At 68.1% G+C, this 19,938-nt stretch carries 25 protein-coding genes; 9 read left to right on the top strand and 16 right to left on the bottom strand.

The features are described 5' to 3' along the window. Window positions 1-3: 3 nt before the first annotated feature. Both KTR66_RS09870 and KTR66_RS09865 read right to left on the bottom strand, forming a co-directional pair. On the bottom strand, window positions 4-1,950 hold the full coding sequence (locus KTR66_RS09870; protein ID WP_371819077.1) for a phage terminase large subunit family protein: 1,947 nt from the start codon (window positions 1,948-1,950) through the stop codon (window positions 4-6). Continuing rightward, window positions 1,928-2,539, bottom strand: coding sequence for an elements of external origin (locus KTR66_RS09865; RefSeq protein ID WP_213612425.1), 612 nt, complete (start codon window positions 2,537-2,539; stop codon window positions 1,928-1,930). The genes KTR66_RS09870 and KTR66_RS09865 overlap by 23 nt, the downstream gene beginning before the upstream one ends. Before the next feature lie 135 nt (window positions 2,540-2,674). Between KTR66_RS09865 and KTR66_RS09860 the strand changes: the two genes are divergently transcribed. From KTR66_RS09860 to KTR66_RS09845, 4 genes are all read left to right on the top strand, one after another. Continuing rightward, complete coding sequence (locus KTR66_RS09860; RefSeq protein ID WP_213612424.1) at window positions 2,675-2,884, top strand: hypothetical protein; 210 nt, start codon at window positions 2,675-2,677, stop codon at window positions 2,882-2,884. 92 nt (window positions 2,885-2,976) lie between these two features. After that, window positions 2,977-3,753: a DUF3489 domain-containing protein gene (locus KTR66_RS09855; RefSeq protein WP_213612423.1), complete on the top strand. Its 777-nt coding sequence runs from the start codon at window positions 2,977-2,979 to the stop codon at window positions 3,751-3,753. Next, complete coding sequence (locus KTR66_RS09850) at window positions 3,746-3,976, top strand: hypothetical protein (RefSeq protein ID WP_213612422.1); 231 nt, start codon at window positions 3,746-3,748, stop codon at window positions 3,974-3,976. The genes KTR66_RS09855 and KTR66_RS09850 overlap by 8 nt, the downstream gene beginning before the upstream one ends. A gap of 234 nt (window positions 3,977-4,210) precedes the next feature. Next, window positions 4,211-4,681: a hypothetical protein gene (locus KTR66_RS09845; RefSeq protein ID WP_213612421.1), complete on the top strand. Its 471-nt coding sequence runs from the start codon at window positions 4,211-4,213 to the stop codon at window positions 4,679-4,681. A 22-nt stretch (window positions 4,682-4,703) separates the two neighbouring features. Here KTR66_RS09845 and KTR66_RS09840 read toward each other — a convergent pair whose 3' ends face one another. Next, entirely contained in the window at window positions 4,704-6,182 is a 1,479-nt protein-coding gene (locus tag KTR66_RS09840; RefSeq protein ID WP_213612420.1) for a site-specific DNA-methyltransferase, read from the bottom strand. A 163-nt stretch (window positions 6,183-6,345) separates the two neighbouring features. On the opposite strand from KTR66_RS09840, the gene KTR66_RS09835 reads away from it, so the two are divergent. From KTR66_RS09835 to KTR66_RS09815, 5 genes are all read left to right on the top strand, one after another. After that, window positions 6,346-6,756, top strand: a complete 411-nt coding sequence (locus tag KTR66_RS09835; RefSeq protein WP_213612419.1) for a hypothetical protein — start codon at window positions 6,346-6,348, stop codon at window positions 6,754-6,756. After that, window positions 6,756-6,983, top strand: a complete 228-nt coding sequence (locus KTR66_RS09830) for a hypothetical protein (RefSeq protein ID WP_213612418.1) — start codon at window positions 6,756-6,758, stop codon at window positions 6,981-6,983. The genes KTR66_RS09835 and KTR66_RS09830 overlap by 1 nt, the downstream gene beginning before the upstream one ends. 138 nt (window positions 6,984-7,121) lie before the next feature. Then, entirely contained in the window at window positions 7,122-7,481 is a 360-nt protein-coding gene (locus KTR66_RS09825) for a hypothetical protein (protein ID WP_213612417.1), read from the top strand. Window positions 7,482-7,509: 28 nt separating this feature from the next. Next, window positions 7,510-7,755, top strand: a complete 246-nt coding sequence (locus KTR66_RS09820) for a hypothetical protein (protein WP_213612416.1) — start codon at window positions 7,510-7,512, stop codon at window positions 7,753-7,755. A gap of 96 nt (window positions 7,756-7,851) precedes the next feature. After that, window positions 7,852-8,130, top strand: coding sequence for a hypothetical protein (locus tag KTR66_RS09815; RefSeq protein ID WP_213612415.1), 279 nt, complete (start codon window positions 7,852-7,854; stop codon window positions 8,128-8,130). Between the two features lie 15 nt (window positions 8,131-8,145). On the opposite strand, the gene KTR66_RS09810 is transcribed toward KTR66_RS09815, so the two are convergent. The 13 genes from KTR66_RS09810 to KTR66_RS09750 all read right to left on the bottom strand — a co-directional run bounded on the left by KTR66_RS09810 (window position 8,146) and on the right by KTR66_RS09750 (window position 19,867). Next, window positions 8,146-8,730, bottom strand: a complete 585-nt coding sequence (locus KTR66_RS09810) for a DUF1194 domain-containing protein (protein WP_213612414.1) — start codon at window positions 8,728-8,730, stop codon at window positions 8,146-8,148. Between the two features lie 307 nt (window positions 8,731-9,037). Next, the gene (locus KTR66_RS09805) at window positions 9,038-10,297 is read right to left on the bottom strand and encodes a site-specific DNA-methyltransferase (RefSeq protein WP_213612413.1); all 1,260 of its coding nucleotides are present in this window, start codon (window positions 10,295-10,297) and stop codon (window positions 9,038-9,040) included. A gap of 434 nt (window positions 10,298-10,731) precedes the next feature. Then, window positions 10,732-11,310, bottom strand: a complete 579-nt coding sequence (locus tag KTR66_RS09800) for a DUF6456 domain-containing protein (protein WP_213612412.1) — start codon at window positions 11,308-11,310, stop codon at window positions 10,732-10,734. Continuing rightward, window positions 11,310-11,525 (bottom strand): hypothetical protein, encoded by a 216-nt coding sequence (locus KTR66_RS09795; RefSeq protein ID WP_213612411.1) that lies wholly within the window; start codon window positions 11,523-11,525, stop codon window positions 11,310-11,312. Before KTR66_RS09795 ends, KTR66_RS09800 begins: the two co-directional genes overlap by 1 nt. Window positions 11,526-11,961: 436 nt before the next feature. Further along, a complete protein-coding gene (locus tag KTR66_RS09790) occupies window positions 11,962-14,274 on the bottom strand; it encodes a PriCT-2 domain-containing protein (RefSeq protein WP_213612410.1) in 2,313 nt (770 codons plus the stop codon). Window positions 14,275-14,344: 70 nt separating this feature from the next. Beyond that, window positions 14,345-14,554: a DUF6511 domain-containing protein gene (locus KTR66_RS09785; RefSeq protein WP_213612409.1), complete on the bottom strand. Its 210-nt coding sequence runs from the start codon at window positions 14,552-14,554 to the stop codon at window positions 14,345-14,347. 125 nt (window positions 14,555-14,679) lie between these two features. Further along, window positions 14,680-16,266, bottom strand: a complete 1,587-nt coding sequence (locus KTR66_RS09780; protein ID WP_213612408.1) for a DEAD/DEAH box helicase — start codon at window positions 16,264-16,266, stop codon at window positions 14,680-14,682. Continuing rightward, window positions 16,263-16,586, bottom strand: a complete 324-nt coding sequence (locus tag KTR66_RS09775; protein WP_213612407.1) for a hypothetical protein — start codon at window positions 16,584-16,586, stop codon at window positions 16,263-16,265. Before KTR66_RS09775 ends, KTR66_RS09780 begins: the two co-directional genes overlap by 4 nt. Then, window positions 16,583-17,092, bottom strand: a complete 510-nt coding sequence (locus KTR66_RS09770; protein WP_213612406.1) for an RNase H family protein — start codon at window positions 17,090-17,092, stop codon at window positions 16,583-16,585. The genes KTR66_RS09775 and KTR66_RS09770 overlap by 4 nt, the downstream gene beginning before the upstream one ends. Continuing rightward, the gene (locus tag KTR66_RS09765) at window positions 17,089-17,985 is read right to left on the bottom strand and encodes a PD-(D/E)XK nuclease family protein (protein ID WP_371819075.1); all 897 of its coding nucleotides are present in this window, start codon (window positions 17,983-17,985) and stop codon (window positions 17,089-17,091) included. Before KTR66_RS09765 ends, KTR66_RS09770 begins: the two co-directional genes overlap by 4 nt. 75 nt (window positions 17,986-18,060) lie before the next feature. After that, window positions 18,061-18,606, bottom strand: coding sequence for a DUF669 domain-containing protein (locus KTR66_RS09760; RefSeq protein ID WP_213612404.1), 546 nt, complete (start codon window positions 18,604-18,606; stop codon window positions 18,061-18,063). Window positions 18,607-18,608: 2 nt separating this feature from the next. After that, the gene (locus KTR66_RS09755; RefSeq protein ID WP_213612403.1) at window positions 18,609-19,391 is read right to left on the bottom strand and encodes an ATP-binding protein; all 783 of its coding nucleotides are present in this window, start codon (window positions 19,389-19,391) and stop codon (window positions 18,609-18,611) included. Then, window positions 19,391-19,867 (bottom strand): hypothetical protein, encoded by a 477-nt coding sequence (locus KTR66_RS09750; RefSeq protein ID WP_213612402.1) that lies wholly within the window; start codon window positions 19,865-19,867, stop codon window positions 19,391-19,393. Before KTR66_RS09750 ends, KTR66_RS09755 begins: the two co-directional genes overlap by 1 nt. Window positions 19,868-19,938 lie beyond the last annotated feature (71 nt).

The following is a 19,938-nucleotide window of genomic DNA, read 5'->3' as shown; positions in this document are numbered from 1 at the left end:
CGTTCAGCGCAGCCAACCGCCGCGGGGAGCAATCCATCCCCGTGGCCGCGTCCCGACCGAGGAAGACGCATGCGGGGGTGTCGGTGAAGTTTCGGGAGGCGGCAGAGACAGCGCGTCGGCCAGCTTCTCCCACCGGTCGTCGGTCCAGCTCTCCACGCCCAGTGCGACCGCAGCGGCGCGGGCATAGAGCCTGCAGTCGAGTGCCTCGTTCCGTTCGCGGGTCTTCACCCATTCCAGCTTGCGGAAGCCGTTCCGGCCGGCACGTGCGACCAACTGCTCGGCTGTGATCTGCCGGCAGTACTCTTCACCGGCGGCGTGCATCGGAAGGTGGATGAAGCCTGCCGGGAACGGGTCGCCGCTTTCTTCGGTCGGTCGCTCCAGCTTGAGCCAGCCGTAGGTCTCGCCCTTCAGGAACGACGAACCGACCGGCCAGACCTTGAGGCCCCCGAGCCGGAGGCCGCCGCGTTTGACCTCAGTAGGCGAAGGCAGGCCGACCGCGGCGCGCAGCCCGTCCTGGCCCTTGATGGCGATCGCCCTGCCGCCGGTTCCGCGGACGAAGAGATAGACCTCGGCCGTGGTCATGCCGTCGCCGCTGTCAATCGCGGCGAGCGACAAGGGCAGGCGATGCCTGCTCTCGTGCTCCCAGGTCTCGCCGAGCATGGCCCGGAGGTCGTCCCACAGCTGCGCTTCGAACGGGTTCCCCGGAAGAATGCGATGGTCCGCCAGCCAGGACTGGCGGTCGCGGCCCCATCCCCACACCGAAACCTCGAGGCGGTCGCGCTGGACGTCGACGCCTGCGGTCAGGAGGAGGCAGCCGGCCGGCACCGTGCCGGGCGTCCAGGTCTCCCGGCGGTCGTAGAGACGCTGCCAATCAGGCGCGTCGCCGGTCTCCTGCCATGTCTCCCCGAGCACCGTATTCTTGAAGGTCTTCAGTTCGCGGTCGTTGCCCTGTGCCGCATCCCAGTCCCGTGCGGCCTGCTCCCAGGAGTACCAGCCAACAGGCGAGTAGAGGGCGGACAGGTGGAAGCCGATGGCATAGGGGTCCTCTGCCACCGCCGTGGCACGCCATTCGCCCGCATCCAGCATGGCTGTCTTGTGCTGCTCGCCGATGTGGCCGTCGCAGGCTTCGCACTCGTAATGGACGGTCCTGGGGTCGCCCTTCTCCCACCGAAGCCGCTCGAATTTCAGCGCCTGCATCGTGCCGCAGTGAGGGCACGGCAGGAAGAACCGCCGCTGGTCGGTGGCTTCGTACTCGCGCTCGATGCGCGACATGCCAGCGATCTTCGGCGTCGAGACCAGGAACGCCTTGCGCCGCCAGCCGAAGGTGCGCGCGCGGGCCTCCACCAGCGCGACGGGATCACCCTCTTCCTCGACGTCTCCCGGATATGCATCGATCTCGTCGAGGAACAGCCATCGCGCAGACATGGAGCGCAGGCCAACCGCGCTGTTCGCGCCGGTCATCACCAGCACGCCGCCGAGAAACTCTTTCGACAATTGGCGATTACCACTGTCGCGGGATCGCGCCGGCGCAACCCGCTCTTTCAGGACCGGCGTCTCCTCGATCAGCGTATCGATGCGCTGGTCGGAGAAGCGCTTCGCAAGTTCCGTCGTCGGCTGCACCGCCATCATCGGGCCCGGCGCATGGTGGATGACATAGCCGATCCAGTTGTTGCCGCACTCTGTGCCGCCGACCTGGGCGCCCTTCATGAAGACGATGCGCCGCGCCGGATGCGCGGGCGACAGCGCGTCCATAATGTCCTTCAGGTAGGGCGTGCGGCTTGTCCGCCAGTCGCCCGGTTCCGCACTGCCGCGGCTGCCGAGCTTGCGGTGCCTGTCCGCCCACTCCGACACCAGCAGCAGCGGCTCGGGCGCCATGCCTTGCCGCCATGCCTGCAGGATGTCGCCGGCTCCGTCGAAGCCGGAGAGTTCAGCCGAGACGGAGTCTGACATCGGTCCGATCCGCCAGATGCTCCCGCAGGCTGGAATCCAGCAGCGTCTGCAGGCGATGAGCGTCCACGCCCAATTCTGCCGCGAGGACCGCGGCGACGCGCGCAGGCCACGCCAGGATTGCGTCGCGTTCCTGTTTCGCGAGGCCGTGCACCAGGACCAGCACCTTGGCCTTGTCGATGAGCTTGCCCTTGCGCTCGTCCAGCCTGAGCCGGCGCTCCTGCGCCTTCAGGATTTCGTTCGCGGTGCGGGCGTCCGCGAAGGTGGTCCCTCCGGGGCGCGCGGGCGCAATGCCATTCTCCCTCAGCGTGTCCGCAGCAGCGCCGACCGCCGCCATCGGTATCTCGCGCATCGGCGGCTGCACGCGCGGTGCGGGCGGTGCCGGGGGACGGGACGGCTGCACGCGCGGCAACGACAGATGCGATCGCGCCGGATCCTCAGACCTCTCGAGGTCGGCGCGAACCCGGTCGACGTCCCACGTGCCGTCCGGCTCCGGCCGGATGCGTCCTGCGCGCGCAGCGCGCTGGATCTTCACATGGGTTGTGCCGAGCAGCCGGGCGACCTCGCGCTGCGAGGCCGCAGTGCCTGCCATCATCGTGTTTCCATGATCGTGATGGCGCGAAAAGAGCAATGAAATGATGGTCTTATCCGCTGGATAGCCGTGCGGAGCAGCGCCAATACAGCAGCACGGGCGGACCACAGCGGGACGCCGAAGCGGAGACGGACGATGGACGCGACCTACGAGATCACGCTGCAGCAGACCAAGGCAGGCTGGCACTGGACCGTGTTCCGCCACGACGTGAACGGCGCGACGACGACCCTCGCCGACAGCTTCGAAACCTCGCCCACCGCCACCATCGCCGCTGCCGAAGCCGCCGCGGAGATCGCGACTCCAGGACGTGCCCTCGGTCTCTACAGGCAGAAGCACGCAGCCTGATCTGCCCGCCTTCCCCACCAGCCCCGCGAGGCACTCGCCTCCGGGGCTTCGGGCAGTAGCACCCGATGGCCGGGTGCGAAGGAGACCCGAAGATGAACCTGTCCGACAGCCAGCGGACGATCCTGGCAGCCGCGGCCGAGCGGCCCGACCGGATGATCGCTCCGCCTCCGTCCCCGCCCGCGCCGCGCGCGCAGATCGCGCGGAAGTTCCTGAAGCTCGGCCTCGCGGAGGAGTGCGCCGTCCCTGCGCGCGGCAGCTTCGAGTGGGGCGCCAACATCGCCGGCCTGCGCATCACCGACGAGGGCATGCGCGCGATCGGCATCGACCCGGATGACAGCACCGCGGCAGACGATGCCGCCCAGCACCACCGGCTCGAAGCCTCCGAACAGACGCCCGCGGAGGCCGAGGAGGTCGCGCCGCAGGGTGAGGACGCGCTGGCGCCGGAAGCCGCCCAGGCGGCGCCCTCACGCGCCCCGCGCGCGAACCTGCGCGACGCTGCCGCTGCCTTCCTCACCGCCTGGGATGCCAGCCCGGCGCAGGACGCCACCGACAACCCGATCAGCCGCGCGGTCGAGCAGCTGCGCACCGCCCTGGCCGGCAAGCCCGCCCGCGCAACCCGGGATCCGGATGCACCGCGCAAGCCGCGGAGCGGTACCAAGCACGACGCGGTGGTCGCGATGCTCCGCCGGCCGGAGGGTGCGACGGTCACGCAGATCTCCGAGGCGATGGGCTGGCAGCCCCACACCACCCGCGCCTTTGTGTCCTCCCTAGGCAAGAACGGCTTGGCGGTGACCTCGAGCAAGATGGGCACCGGCAAGGACAGCATGACCGTGTGGCGCATCGAGGGGGACGCCGGCGACCATGGCTGAGCGAGAAGCCCCTGATCCCCGCCGGCAGCGGAGCATCGCCCGCGGTTACAGTGATCGCGGGCGGGCTGACGCACTGGCCGGGCTGCCGCCCGACCGGGACATCATGGACAAGGCGCGTCCGCAACTGGGCATCGCCTACGAGCGGGGCCGCCTCGCCGCCGCAGAAACCCTGGCCCGCGCCGGCAGGCGCCGGAGCAGCAAGGCCGGAGGCACCGCCTCGTGAGCGAAGAGCAGGATCCCTTCATGCCGCTGCTGCCCGGGGAGCCGGCGGTCTTCAGAAGACCTTCCTGCGCCACCTGCGGTGCATGGCAGGAGCGCCTTCCCGATAGCCGAGAGGGGACGTGTCGTCGCCACCCGCCCGGTCTCTGCGGCAGAACCGGCGAGGGGCGGTGGCCCGTCACCGAAGACACCGACTGGTGCCACGAATGGATGCAGCCCACCGTCGTGGAGATGCGCCATGCATGCTGACGCAGAGAAGGTCCTGACGGCATTCCCTGACTATGACGTCGCCACTCTGCCGATCATCCCGCCTCCGCTGGTGTGCGATGCGTGGCCCAAGGACTCGTGCCCGGTCTGGCGCATCACGCTGCCTGCCGCGGACAAAGGCGATCCCGCGCTCGTCGAGCTGTGGGCGGACTATCCCAATGAGGCAGATCGCATGGTGCCAGGGGACAAGCGCTTCGCCGTGTTCGGATGGTTCAACGCATGGGACGCCGGCCCAGGCTCCGGCGGCAGGCTGTTCTGCAAGACGGACGACGGTGACGCAGCCGTCCGCGCCGCGATCCTCGCCGCCTTCCACATCGCCGGCTTCGAGTGCGCCGGCCTCGATCACGCTCTCCTAGCTTGCGCCTTCCGGTCCGGCATTCCCGGCATGGAGATCGCGCGGGCTTTCATCGCCGGGATGGAGGAAGCCTCCGTCAGGCAGTAGCCGTCCGGGAAGCGGCACCCCCTCAAGCCGCTTCCCGGTCTGCCCCAGCACGCTCCTGCATCACCGCGTCGTAGGAGCGGCCGTCGGCATCAAGCACGACCGGCACCGTCGGGTGCAGCAGCTTCCAGCGCGCGATGGCGAGGTCGACATAGGCCGGCGCAAGCTCGATGGCCCTAACGCGCCGGCCGGTGCGCTGCCCGGCGAGAATCGTGGTCCCGCTCCCCGAGAACGGCTCAAACAGCGCGTCGCCCTCGTCGGCGTATGACCGCATGACAAACTCGGGCAGCCCGACCGGGAAAACCGCAGGATGCTCCGTCTCGATGCCGCGCGCTTTGTGCCGGGTGATCCGGAGCACGTTGTCCGGGATCCGGAACTCCTGCACGCCCTGGCCGGCATGCTGCCACTCGCCGACCGTGCCGTCCTTCGCGCGCATGCCGCCATGGCTCGAGTTCACATGCCCTGCCCAGCGGCAGGGGACGATCTTGTTCGGCTTCCGCGCTTCGCGATTGAAGTGGAAGATGAACTCGAAGGCGGGCGAGAGCCGTCCATTCCAATCGCCCGGCAGGCCGGGGCCTTGGTCCCAGACGTAGAGGCCGAACCTGCGCCAGCTCTGCGCGCGCATCCATTCCAGCCAACGCGACCAGTAGGGCTGCCACTCGTTCTCGCGATGGATCAGCCCCAGGTTCACCAGCACCTGCCCGCCCGGCGCCATGACGCTGCCGAGGTTGGCGAACACGCCCTGCATCAGGGCATCCCAATCCGAGACCCCGCCCGTCGTGTAGTCCCGCTGGTTCCCGTAGGGCGGGCTTGTGAAGCAGAGCGCGGCACGCTCCTCGCCCATCACCCGCGCGACGTCCGCGGCACTGGTGCTGTCACCGCAGAGCAGGCGATGTTCACCCAGCAGCCAGAGATCGCCGGGACGGGTGATCACCTGCCGGGGCGGATCGGCATCCGCATCCGCGGGGTCGTCCTCCCCGTCCGGCTCAGTCCGCGCGCCGGGATCCTGCTCCCGCTCCTCCGGCTGCTCTGCATCGATGCCGCCGAGAAGCCGGTCGATTTCGTCTGCCGCGAAGCCCGTGATCGCGAGGTCCAGCCCCTCTTCGCCGAGGGCCGCGAGTTCGCGCGCCAGGAGGGCGTCGTCCCAGGTCGAGTTCAGCGCGATCTTGTTATCCGCGATGCGCAGGCCGCGCTTCTGCAGATCGGACAGGCCCTCGCGGACGATGACCGGGACGCTGCCAAGCCCGAGCATCTTCGCGGCCATGACGCGGCCGTGGCCTGCGATGATCTCGCCCCGCTCGTCCACCAGGACGGGGTTGACGAAGCCATACTCGGCGATCGATGCCGCGATGCTCGTGACCTGCTCATCCGAGTGCATCCGGGCATTCGCGGCATAGGGCAGCAGGTCGCGGACGTCGCGCTGCTCCACTGCGGATGCTGCCCACGGATCGCTGCTGATCGCGGGCCTTGCGCGCGACCGGGTCTGTCCTGCGTCGCTGGGCATCGGCCTTCCTGAAGTCATGGCGCACAGCAATCGGATTGCTGACATGCGCCGAAAAGAGCAATCCAATCAGCGCTCTAATCGCTGGATACATGGCCCGCTCAGCGCGAATAGCGCGTCACGGGATGCGATGGGCGCTTCCCGGAAACGGGATCAGGAGCATCCGATGCCCACACAACACGACAGCATCGTCGCCGCTCTCACGAAGCGGGGCGCAAAGCCGGCAACCACGATCCGCACCAGCAAGTACACGGTCCTGGAGCAGGCCACCCGGCCGGGACACTACTGGTTCATCGGCAGGGCGGGCGCCCTCCGCAGCGGCAAGACGGTGACCGCGTCGGTGTCCCTGCCCGAAAACGTCCGCCGCACGCTGATTGCCGAGGGCACGAATGCGATGAACATCGCAGCATCGTTGGCCATTGGCGCCGAGATCGCGCAGATGCTGGCAGACAATCCGCGGCAGCGTGCGCGGGACATGCTGCGTCGTGCGGCTGAAGAAGTGTGCGCGGGACGCATCAGCCAAGCACGCCTTGTCCTCGGCAAGGCCCGCGCATGCCTCGTGAAGGAGCGCGTGTGATGGCCACCTTCCGCTTCGACACAGGCATGCGCGTGGTGCTCGCCAACGGCACGGTCGACAAGATCCGCAAGGAGATTGCGGTGGAAGCCGACAGCGAGCGGGAGGCGCGGGAATACCTCCCCTCCGTCGCCACCGAGTCCTGCCACGACGCCGGCAGCCGCTGGTTCGACGCGCCGCCCGAGACCATTGAGGTCCGCTTCGCCACGCTCCTGCAGACCGATGCGTGACGAGCAATGCGATTGCTGCATCCGCCCGATCATAGCAATCGAATCAGTGCCTTATTCGCTGGATAGATCACCAGCGCAGCGCGAATACGGCTTCACCAAGCGGGGCGCACCGCCCCGCAGAAACCGGAGCCGAAGACGATGACGACCAACCTGATCCAGCCGACGCAGAACGAAGCCTGGGGCTTCTGGGGCACCATGGGCGAGCGCGCCGCGCAGGCTTGGCCCATCGCCTTCATCGCGATCCACGACGCCACCGGCACCGACCCGGATTCGGCTCGCGCCTTCCTCGACAGCCGCCACGGCCGGCACTTCGCGGACGAAGTCAGCAACCATCTGCACGCCGGCGCCAGCCTGCAGGACGCCATCGCCCGCGCCACCGCCACCTGGATGGGCTGGAAGATCAACCAGCGCACCAGCCGCGAGACCGGCATCCCCGCGGGGCTGCCCTACCTGACGGGCTTCGTGATCAACGAAGGCATCGCCGCCAACGCCGAGTGACGCAGAGCACGAACCGGAGACCGGGACGATGACGAAAGCCACCACCGCCAGCCTGCTCCGCAGCATCGAGAGCAGTACCGCCGCCATCCGGGAAGCCGCTGCGGCGGGTAACCGGGATCGCGTGATTTCTCTGCTCTACACCACGCGCGACGTGATCAACTGCCTGCCCGCGGGCAAGCGGACGGACGCCATCGCCGGCCTCCGGGGCGTGATGCGCGAGATCGACGTCGGCAGGCTCTGCCAGGACAACACGGTCGCCCTCGCCATGATCTGACGCGCCAGCACCAGCAGACAGCCCCGACCGGCGCAGGCCGGCGGGGCTTCCGGCAGTAGGAGCCGGATGGGCCGGCACCGACTGACGGAGATCAAGATGAACGCGAACACAAAGCACACGCCGGGACCGTGGGCAGTTTCCGATGGCGGGGTTTTCCCCGCGATCTGGGATGCGGACGGTCGCCATCTTGCGACCATGAGCGACTGCGGCGACGAGATGGAAGCCAACGCGCAGATGATGGCTGCTGCGCCGGACCTGCTGGCTGCGCTGCGCGTCGCGCTGGACCACATGCAGGCCAGCATCGAGACCTGCCGGCGGGCGCCGCACGACATCGCCGCTGCACGTGCCGCCATCGCCAAGGCGGAGGGAAGATAGGCGCCCGCGGGGCACTCAGCGTCCCGCGATCTCCAGCGTCATCTTCCGCCGGAGGGCGCCGGCGAATGTCTCCCAGCCCTCCGCATGCATCACGAAGCCATCCGCGGTCGCGGCATGCTCCCGAAGCCAGTCCGCCGCCGCGGCTGACCCGACGCCGAGCGCGTTGATCCGGATGCCCTGGACCTCCGCATAGACCCGCGCGCGTCCGGCCGGCTCGGCATCCGCCTCGCCATCAGTGACCAAATCGATCACCCGCCCATCGGCTTCGCACGGCGCATCCGCCAGCGCCGCCATCCCGGCGAACAGGGCTTCGCCGAGCCGGGTACCGGAGACCGGACCGCGCTGCGCTCCCCGCAACTCGTGTGCGACCAGCATCGCATGCGACGCATCCGCGATGATCCGCCACGGGACCATCAATGTGACGCCATCGGAGAACGCGAGTGCCGTGACCGCCACCGGCCCGCCACTGACGATCGCCGAATGGATGCGGTGATCCTCCAGCGCCGCCGCGTGCCCTTCCACCTGCAGCCGCCAATCCGCATCACGGATCGAGAAGGACGCATCGAGCAACAGCACCAAAGCCAAGGCGCAGGAAACCATGCGAGGCCTCCCTTGGCTGCGGCGGGCTGGAACGGCATGTGGGGGACGGGCGGGGCGGGACTCGGCAAGGCGAGGCACGGCGCGGACAGGCGAGGCACGGCAGGCAGCGCAAGCCCAGGCGCGGAACGGGGTGTTCCGGACCGGCTAGGCGCGGCATGGCGCGGCAGGCGTGGCTCCGCGAGGCCCGGCATGCCCAGGCAGGGCATGGACTCGCTTGGCGCGGCAGGCAGCGCGAGGCATGGACAGGCACGGACTGGAAACGCAGGCATCACGGAGGGCAGGGCTGGAAGGCTCTGCCCTTTCCGCCTCAGGCGGCGACGCCCAGCCTCTCCGCGGCAAGCTGTTCGAAGGTCCTGCCGTCGCCTTCCAGCGTCGCTGATCGGCCAGTCATCTGCTGCCAGCGGCGAACGATGACGTCGCAATAGCGAGCATCAAGCTCGACCAGCGCTGCTGCCCTGCCAAGCCGCTCAGCCGCGATCATCGTCGTGCCTGAGCCGCCAAAAGTATCCAACACGATGTCATGCGGACGGCTGCTGTTCCGGATGGCCCGCTCGACCAACTCAATCGGCTTCATCGTCGGGTGAAGATCGTTCCGGGACGGCTTGTCGAAATGCCAGACGTTCGATTGGTCGCGCGCACCGCACCAGTAGTGCGATGCGCCCTTCCGCCAGCCGTAGAGGCAGGGCTCCATCTGATGATGGTAGTCCGCGCGACCCAGCGTGAAGCTGCTCTTCACCCAAATGAGCCAGCTGGACCAATAGCCGCCGGCATCGTCCCACGCCTTCCGCAGCGTGTGCGCCTCGCTGCTGCTCATGAAGATGTAGCAGCCGCCATCGGTCGTCGCGAGAATGTTCGCCATCGCCTCGCGCAGAAACGGGCCGAAGTCCTCGCCGAGATCGTCGTTCTGGATCGTCAGCTTGTCCTTCGTGCCGCCCTGATACGCGACGTTATATGGTGGATCGCTGAAAGCCATCGCCGCCCGGGTTCCGCCCAGCGCCTTCTCGACATCGCCAAGGTCGGTGGCGCTGCCGCAGAGCAGCCGGTGATCGCCGCAGAGCCAGACATCGCCGCGAACCGTCACCGGCTCGGGCGGCGGTGGCGGAGCATCATCCTGGTCCGGCGCATCATCCACCGTGCCCTCGCGCGCGATGCCGAGAAGCCGGTCGATCTCGTCCTGGTCGAAGCCGGTGACCGCGAGGTCCAGTCCGCCATCCTCGCGGATGCGGAGCAGTTCCGCGGCCAGCAGCTGCTCGTCCCAGCCGGAGTTCAGCGCGATCTGGTTGTCGGCGAGCCGCAGGGCCCGGACCTCGGTCTCGGTCAGATGGCCCAGCACGATGGTGGGCGCTGTATCGAGGCCCAGGGCCTTCGCTGCGAGCACGCGACCGTGCCCGGCGATGATCTCGCCCTGCTGGTCGACCAGCACCGGGTTCACGAAGCCGAACTGGGCGATCGAGCCTGCGATCTGCTGGACCTGTTCCCGTGAATGCGTGCGGGCGTTGGCGGCGTAGGGCAGAAGCGAGGCCAGCGGGCGCTGTTCCACCGCGGCGGCCTGCCAGAGGTCCGGCATGGTTCGGTCTTTCACGGTGGATTCAGGCTGTTCCGCCGCGGATTTCTGCGGATTTTCCGGCATTCCTGCGGTGGTGGATTCACCCGCCTGGAACGGCGGAACGGGGGGGCTGGAACGCCCGAACCGCGGCCTGACGCTAGGAAACTTCGGCGCGACTGCCCCCCGCATACAGCCGGGGCCGGGGAGGAACCTGAAATATAATTGCTCGCAAGATTATTGCTCGGCTAGAGCAATGATATTGCTGGCAATCTTATTGCTCGTTGCGAATTGCGAGCGATGCGATGGGTAGCGGCTGCCGCTGCGCAAGGCAGCGCCAGACCGTTGCGCGGTGCAGCGGTCTGGCGAGGCGGAGGGCATGTCTGGGAGGCGATGCGTCGGGAAGCGGGCGCGCCTCTACTGATTGGCTGGAACGTAGACACTGTGGATTCCAGCCGTCAAGCACTGTCTGCCGACATTTTGTCGCGGCGCCGTGCCCGCGGCTTCGCGCGGTGGGCGGCGAGGGTGCCGAGGGCGGCGATGAGGACGCCCTGGGCTTGGGTGTGGCCCATGGTTCTGCCGGCCCAGCCTTGCTGGGCAGCCCATTCGCGGACGGAGGATTCGCAGCCGACGACGTGCCAGAGGCAGGAGCCTGCCGGGCTGGCCGGTCCGCCGACGGCTTCGAGGGCTTCGGCGATCCTGGTCCTGGCGTGGACGATGCGCTCGGTGAGGTTGAGTCCGGTCCCGCCGCCTGAGCGCAGCAGGTTTGCCGCGGGCATGTGGTCGAGGGCTGCCCTGCGGAAGTCGGCGTGGAAGGCGTCGCCGGCTTCGCGCATCTCGGCGCTGATGGTGCCGTTGCCGAGCATGCGTCCCAGCAGATCGATCGCGCGCCGGTGGACGACGGTGAGGCCGGTGTCGGGGTCGGACTCGCGGACGGGTTCGGTGAAGTCGCCGTGCTGGAGCCGGAACTTCGTCGGTTCGGCGAGGTTCTCCGGCTGGGGGCCGCGGTTCTTTCTGCGTTTGCGCTTGGTGGCCATCAGCGTTGCTCCCTGCTGTGTCCCCAGCGGCGGCGGGCTTCGTTGATGATGGCCTGCCGCAGCCAGGGGTCTGTGATTTCTGCCGGGCTGATCACGGCGATGCCCTGCTCGACCCATGCCCTGCGCCGGAATGCTTCGAGGGTGGCGGGGTCGGTGGGCGAGCGTGCGAGGTCGAGGGACGACCTCGGCGGGCGTGGTGCGCCGTGGAAGGTCATGGCCGGAGATCTTTCATGAAAGATTCCGGGCGCCCGGTTTGAAGTTTCCCGACCTGAAGGGGGCAGCAAGCCACTTCGACGGATAGCCGGTTTTTTTGGCCGTGCAGGCCGGTCACCGGCCTCGCCGCATGACCCCTAGCGGGCGCCCCTATCGACCCGCCCACGCGCCAACCGTAGCCCCGGGAAACGGGGAGTGCGGTGCGTGGTCTGACGTTGTTTGCGGTTCGCCGGAGCTGCGAGAGGGGTCGCGTGTACGAGCTATATATATACAAAATAGATATTTCAAATAATTCAAATCTTTCAATAGGGGGGAGGACGGACGCACTTCTCCCCCGCCCCCCGGGTTGAAGAATTTGAAGGATTTGAAGGATTCGGCGAGGCTGGCGGAAATCCGCCACTTTCCGATCCGCCGGCCTCTTGAAAAATCCTGGAAACTTCATTGAAGGATTCCCCTCCCGCGCAGACCGCTTGGCGGAAGGGAGGCCGGTTCAAAGTAGAGAGCCGGCTTTGTCCCGGTCGTCTCTTGGGTGCGCACGATAGACCCGCCCTCCACGAGCGCGTCAAGGATTTCGTCCCGTTCCCGCCTGCCGAGGAACTGTGTCCGGCGCGTCAGTTCGCTTCTGGCGATCTTGCCGTTGGAGCGGATGATCTCCAGCACCTTCTTGTGCTTCATCTCTGTCGGGTTGTCCGCGACGAACCTGTCGGCGTCCCGCATCAGCGTGCCGATGCAGTGCTCGACGAGCTGCGATGCCCATTCGACATCCTGGCGCGTGGTCACCGGACTGGCCGGATTCCTGCTGACAGAGGCCAGCATCGCCAGCTTCGCGGTGTTCTCGACGTAGCGGCCGAACAGGGACGTCACCCAGGTGCCGCGGTGCGAGCGGAGGAAGTTGGTCTGATCGGCCCGCACGCCGGCCATCGACACTTCCGCGCCGGGATCCAGGGGCACCGTGTAGGGCCGGACCGCGGCATTCGAATGCATGATCTCGATCCCCGCGAGATCGCCGCCATGGTCGTGGCCGGCTGCCCCCTTCGCCGTGGCCTTCAGCGCGGCAATGAGTGCCGGCGGCGTGACGTTCTCGCGCGGATCGGGATTGAGGTCCGGGTAATCGTCGTCGGTCAGGAAGACCAGGAAGCGCGCGATCGAGCCGTCCGACAGCGCGCCCTGTTCGAGTGCCGACCAGAACACCCCGGGCACGGTGGTGCCGTAGAGGCAGGCGCAGGGCTGCTCGATGGTCGTCCGCGGGCGTGCCTTCTGGTCTGCGTATTCGGCGCCGATGTAGGCGTTCGGCGCGGAGGAGTAGAGCTTCGTCAGCTCGTCCCAGATGGCGGCTTTGTGTGGCTGGGCACGCTGGCTGAACACCTGCCGGAGGAACTTCCCGAACTCGTCGACCTGGAAGAGCCGCGACGGATGGATCTGCAGGGACGAGATCAGCCCCGCGGATGATGCGATGTCCTCGCCGCCGAGGTAACGGCCGAGGTTGGCGTCGATCAGCGCCTGCTTCGCGACCGTCCGGGCATTGTCTTTCCCGCCACCGCTGTCGGCGATGCCGATCGCGTAGATGTTGGACCGCAGGTTCGTCGGCGTCCGGTACCGGCGCCCGGCGACGGCACCCAGCATGCACAGCCCGGCTGCCAGCGCGAGGAAGGGCTGCGGGCTGGCGGCAGTCGCGGTCGCATGGTCGATGAAGACGCGGAGCGTGCCGTCCACATTCAGCAGATGCGCCGGGACGCGGTAGGGAGGCCGCGCAGGTGCGGCGACTGATATCTGTGCGGAGATCAGCGCCGCTGCCGGATGCGGCTCTGCGGCGCGCTCCGCGGCATTGCCGTTCAGGATCAGGTGGGCGTCGGGCTTCCAGCCCTTCTGCTCGGCAAGCCAGTAGATTGTCCCCGCGCCGAGGCTGTGCGGCCGGGCCTGCTTCCACAGCTTCTCAGCCGTGTTCGTCTTGCCGCTCTTCCCCGACTTCGACGACGACTTCGACCAGCCCAGCCAGAGGTCGCGCCCCTCTTCACCGAGCGCGCCCTTGAGGGCCATGCCCACGCGGAACCAGTCGTCCCAATGCAGGTCATCGTTCGGCAGCCACGCCAGCGCGCTCTCGATCGCTTCGCGCGTGCCCTTCTGGTCGGACGGGCCCGCCCATTCGCTCCGGGGGGCCGTCTCGACGAGCGACTTCTGCTGAAGCTCGGGAGGCAGCATCGCCCAGGCTGCCTCGGTGAATGCCGCGCACTGCTCCGCGGTGACCGCCGGCAGGTCCTCCAAGGCCACATCGAGCGGGGTTTCGTTCGGCCAGTCGTAGGGCCGGCCGGTGTCCGGATGGATGGCCCAGGCGACAAACTGCTGGCCGCGCGCAAGGACCTCGATCGGGTGTCGCTTGATGCCGGCGAAGGGCGCGGCTGCGCGGTAGATCAGCATGCGCTTCGGCGCGAGGCCGATGCGGAGGCAGGGCGTCTCGCCCAGCATCGAGAACGCGAGCGCCTGCATTTCGTGGGCGACCTTCGGATCCCGGATGTCGATGTCGATGCCGACCACGGCGCCGCAGGGCACTCCGACGGCGCACCCGGGCCACCGGCGCCAGATGTCGACCTCGAGCGGCTTCGTTGGCCGGTCGCAGTGCCGCGTCCAGCCGGGATAGTCGGTCCATTCGCCACCGGCGAAGCGGCCGGGCTTCTTCGCGCCCGGCATGATCGGGATGACGGGCCATCCGTTGTCGACCATCCGCGCGCCGAGGTCGGCCATGAAGGTGTTCATGGTCGTGGGTCCTCCGGCGGCAGCCGGCGGACACCTTCACGATGGGACGGAGTTCCGGGAAGCGGCGGGATCACTGCTGCGTCCGGGGCGGCGGGTTGCCGCTGCCCAGCCGCCGGATCATCTCGTCCTGGTAGCCGGTGACCGCAGCCTCGATGAACGTCAGCCATTCGGCCTCGGTGAGGACGGTGAGATCGGTCTTCGCGATGCTCTCCAGGTACTCGCCGGCGAGCCTCCCGCCCGCGACCACCGCAGCCTGTTCGTGTTCGTCGGGATCAACCATTCCCCATCTCCTGCAGAGAACATCCATGCAGCGCATCGAGCAGGCAGGCATCGACGCGGCAGTCAGCTTCGACGGATTGGACCATCCGAAGCCGCGGGCGGTGCGGAGGCGGCATGCGGCGCATATCAACCGAACCTCACACCGACGATCTCGGTGTACTGGCCCACCGGCTTCACCCTGATCGCGGTCGGCTCACGCAGATCCGCGGTGTGCAAGAGCGCCTCCTGGACGGTGCGCGGGACAGGGACACCGACGGCGCGCTGCTGCCACCACTTCACCGCCTTCTCCCGCGGGTAGCCGGTGTGCTCGAAGCAGACCCATTCGCTGTGTGTCAGCAGCCCGCTGTCGTAGACGACCCTCATCGAGGCCGGCTTCCCGACCTTCTCGTGCCGGTCGTAGAACACGGCCTTCACCGACACCCACTCCGCCACCTGCTGCGACGACAGCACCGCGTTGGAGGCAGCCTGCGCCGCCACCTTGATCTCCGGCGGTGGGAACTCGTGGTCGCACTCGATGCAGCGCCGCACGCTGGCGTGGTTGATTGTCTGGCAGGCCGGGCAGACTTTGATGGGCGCTGCACCGGGCTCTTCGCTCTTCTCCTTCCTGCGGCCGTCGACGGTGTCGATCGGTCCGTGCCGCGCCGTGTTGCCGGCGAAGTCCAGGACGAGGCAGTCATCCTTCCCCTCGGCGAGCCGCGTGCCGCGGCCGACCATCTGCACGTACAGGCCGACGCTCTTCGTCGGTCGCAGCAGGGCGATCAGGTCGGTGCCCGGCGCGTCGAAGCCGGTGGTCAGCACATTGGCGTTGGTGAGGGCGCGGAGCCGGCCGGACTTGAAGGCCTGGAGCATCGCATCGCGCTCCGGTGCCGGAGTCTCGCCCGTCACGGTCTCGCAGGTGATGCCGTGTTCGCGGATCGCGTCGCGCACATGCCGCGCGTGCGCCACGCCCGAGCAGAAGATCAGCCACGACCCGCGCCCCTCGCCATGGCGTACGATCTCCTGAACCGCGGCACGGGTGATCTCGTCCCGGTCGACTGCTGCCTCGAGGTCCTTCGCCACGAACTCTCCGCCGCGGGTGGCGACGCCATCGACGTCGAGCTGCGTCTCGGTCCGCTTCGGGACGACGGGACAGAGGTATCCCTGCTTCACCATGTCCAGCAGCGGCACGGTGTAGGCGATGTCGGTGAAGAGCCGGTCCTTGCCCTCGTGCAGCATCCCGCTGTCCAGGCGGTAGGGCGTGGCGGTGAAGCCCACCACCTTCAGCAGGCCGGCATTGATCTCGTTCAGCTCCTTCAGGAAGGAGCGGTACATGCCATCGTCGCTGCGCCCCAGCAGATGAGCCTCGTCGATGAGCACAAGATCGCACCGCTGCACCTTGCGTGCGTGCTTGTGGATGCTCTGGATCCCCGCGAAGAGGATTTGGGCGTGAAGATCACGCCGCGAGAGGCCCGCCGAGTAGATGCCGGCAGGCGCGTCCGGCCACGCCCTGACCAGCGCCATGAAGTTCTGCTGAATGAGCTCCCGGACATGGGTGAGGATCAGGATCCGCGTGTCGCGCCACGCCTCGATCGCCTCGCGGACGAAGGAGGCGATGACGAGGCTCTTGCCTCCACCGGTCGGGACCACGACCAGCGGGTTGCCCGCGCTGCCCGAGAAGTAGGTGTAGAGCGCGTCGATGGCTTCGCGCTGATATGGACGGAGGGAATAGGTCACTGAGGTCTCCCGTCCTCGGGCCGGTTGCGTCCGCCGAGGTCGGAGAGGACGCGCCAGTCGCCGCACCAGTCGCTCTCGGCGAAGGTGCGGGGCCACGCTGCAGCCAAGCCCTGCTGCCCTCCGCCATCGGTGCCGTCATACGCGACATCGGACGACGGCACCGCCGCTGGGGCGCGACGCCGGCAGAGACCTTCGTCCTGGTAGCCGTCCCTGCTGCGCTCTGTGACGATCTGCCAGTACGCGCAGGTGCCGCAGGCAGCCTTGTTGCGGATCGTCTGCCGCGGCGAGGCCATGGTGCGGGCGGGCACGATCTCGTTCATGCGTGAAGCTCCTGCTTTGGGTTGTGCTGATGCTGAGGAAGCGCTGCGCCGGTCCGTGCCTGCCGGAGGAGCGCGCGGGCGGTGGTGTCGCACCATTCGTTCACCCACGACCTGCGCGTGCGGCCTCCCTGATGGCCCGGGACATGGCGCCATTGGACGCGAAGCTGCTGCAGACGGGTGATGCCCTCGACCAGAGACCGTGCTGCCACAGCCTGGGAGGGCATCCGCCGCAGCGGCTCCCCGTTCAGGATCCTGATCGCGCCGAGGCAATCGGTCTGCGCGATGATGCGGGTGCCGCGGGGAAGGTCATGGCGACCCGCCAGCAGGTGGAGGCCGTTGGCGAGAGCGCATGCCTCTGCGGTCGTGCTGTCGGGCACAGCGGCCCGGAACACTCCGCTGTGGGTGAATGCAGGACCGTCGATCTTCCACCATGCGGCCCACGCGCCGAGGCGGGTCTCGGGACACCAGGAGGCGTCGGCGAAGAGAGTGACGAGAGGCGCAGTCATGCAGCCACCCCGTCGCGCCAGATGGTCCCGTCCGGCAGGCGGTACTCGACCCAGTCTTCCCCGGCATCCACCTGCTCGCCGCGGATCAGATCAGGGATGTAGAGATGCGCCGCGCAGCCGCTCTGCTGGTCGGCGCGCGTCAGCTGAATGCTGTGCCGCGCGCAGGTCCAGGCGCCCTGGTCGGCCGGCGTCGCATGCAGGCAAGAGCGGCAGGTGCGCTCGGCAGGCGCCCCTTCGTGGCACAGCGCGTGATGGTCGCACATGCGGCATTGCCACCATGCGGGATCTTCACTGATCCGCGTGGGCGGGCAGGACGACCCGATGATGCGCTCGGCCTTTGCGATGAGCCGCATCGCGGCTTCCGCGTCGTAGCGGATGCGCTCCTGGTACAGCTCGTCGGTGTTCTTGTTGGCCGCGAGGTAGAAAGCCCGGTCGATCCCTGCGAGATGCATGTAGACCTGCATCTGCGCCCAGTGCAGCGGCTTCGAGCGCTCGACCCCATCCTTCTTCAGCGCGGTGAAGGACTTCTCACTGTGGGTCTTGAACTCGCAGACGTGCCAGGACTTCGGAGCCTCGGGGAGACCGATGGCCACGCCGTCCATGCTGCCGCCGAAATGCCCGCCCGCATGCCGGAGGTTCCACTGGCGTCCGGTTGCGGGGTCCAGGTCCATCACGGTGACGCCAATGCGGCGGAGGTTCGCCACGAAGCGTGCCTCTGCGAGGTTCCCCGTCTCGAAGAGGCGCAGAAGGCGACCGGTGTGCCGGGCGCGGGTTGCCCACCGGAAGGAGTACCAGAGCGCGCGCTCGCATTCGGCGCCGATCAGCGATGCGCCGAGATGTTCACGCAGGGAATTCCCCGCGTCCTCTTCGTATGCGGCGTAGATCGCCGCCACCGTCTGCTGCGGTGAGGGTGGGAGTGGCGCCATGGCGATGTGCCGGCAGGCCCGGAAGACCTGCCGGCTCTCCCCTCAGGTCCGCCGCCAGGGCGGCACGTTGCCCGCAGGTGGTCCGCTCCGAGGCGGAGCAGGAGGCGGCGCCTGCCGCGGCTGGGTGCCATGCTGGGCGGGAGCACGGGGCGGCTGATAGGCGGGTGGGGCGCCCTGTCCTCCGAGCGCGCTGTAGCCGGCGATCCTGTTCCTGGCTTCCCGGTGGACGCCGTGCTTGTCGGGCCCCGCGGGGTCGACCTTCACCGAGACCAGCATCGGCCGGAAGTGAAGCTGCTCGCTGTCGTCAACACGGATCTGGCCGACGGCGTGGCAGATCGCCGAGAGCTGGCGCTGCGCAATCTCGACCGTCTGCTGATTGTGATTGACGAGGTTCAGCTGGTCCCAGAGCTTCCTGCCCTGAAACTGCCCGCTCAGGATGTCCATCTCGATCCAGAGCAGTTGGCCGTCGCCTGCCTTCGTGGCGCGCATCTCGCTCTGCACGATCTGCGCCTCGTACTTGCCCGGCGGCAGCACATCGAGTGGTGCCGCGGGTTCGACTGTCGATGCGTCGAAGTTCATCTGTGCCATGGTCAGGCGTCTCCTGCCGCGGCCGGAGCAGCGGGCTGCTGGGTGTAGAAGGGGATGCCGGCGGCGAGCGCCGGCCAGTCGAGGGGCATGCTGTCGGGCAGCCCGAAGCGGTTCTTCGCGAGGAAGGCCGGACGCTCGGTGGTGTGCAGCAGGCGATCGCCGCCCGACACGCCGCGAGTGACCGACTTCTTGAAGCCGACGTCAGTCTTCACCGTGCTGACGCGGTAGTTGGCGAACAGCACTGCATCGACGTGTTCCTGCACCAGCGCGGCCGCGCGCTGCTGCAGCTTGATCACGTAGCGGTCGTAGGGTTCGGTCTCGGGGCTGTCGAAGCGACGGATGTCGCAGTGCGCGATGAGGATGATCCCCATGCCACGGTCGCTGCGCAGCAGGTTCATCCCGTCCAGGAACCCCCGCCAGACATCCTGGGCGGCGAGGTAGCCCTTCCCGTATCCGGGCTGCTCGATGTCCTTCCAGCCGTTGATCTCGGCAGTCCGCTGCCAGACCAGCGGCTCAAGCCAGTCGAGGCTGTCGAGCACGACGGTGCGGAACCCGTGCTCGCCGCTGTAGAGGGCGTCCAGCGCATCCTGGACGTCGGCATAGCTGCGGAGCAGGCCGAAGCTCGGCATGTCGATGGTGCCGAGGCCGTCCTCGGTCTGAAGGAAGACCGGATCCGGCGCGGATGCCGCGAGGCTGGTCTTCCCGACACCGGCGACGCCATAGACGAGGAGCCGGGGCGGGACCGGCGCAGCACCGCGCCGGAGGGAAGCGAGGGAGATCGCCATCACGCGGCTTCCTTCTTCTCGATCGAATAGGTCGGCTTCCCGGTGGCCACGGTCCGGTGCGGCAGGAAGAGGCTCTGCAGGGAGGATGGCCACCGCTGGTATGCGGCCTCGCTCACCGTGCGCTTCGTCTTGATGTACTCGTCCGGGTTCTCGCCCATGCCGAGCAGCCGGGCTTCGACGGTCTTCAGCCCGTCCTCGTCCCAGTCGATCTTCAGCGCGAGATCGGCGACGATCTCGAAGCCGTCGACAGGAACGCGCGCGCGGCCCGTCTGCTTGCCGGCCTGCCGGCGGATTTCGGCAGCGACCACGCCGAACCGGGAGTGGAGCGCGTCATTGAGCAGGTCGGTGAGGCGCTTGGCATCCGCGCGCATCTCCGCGACCTCTTCCAGCAGCATTGCCAGATGATCGACGGGAAGGGCTGCTGCCTCCCCGGCGCTCATCCCGCGCAGCTGCGCCAGAGTCGTCAGGTTGTTCATGGGTGTCTCGATGGAGGGGTGGCGCCCGGCGGATTGTTCGGCGCGTGCTGCCGGGCGGGCGCACGGGTCCG

Origin of the sequence: Roseococcus sp. SDR (genome assembly GCF_019083995.1) — a bacterium.
GTDB lineage: Bacteria > Pseudomonadota > Alphaproteobacteria > Acetobacterales > Acetobacteraceae > Roseococcus.
This window is presented reverse-complemented; position numbering and strand designations above follow the sequence as displayed.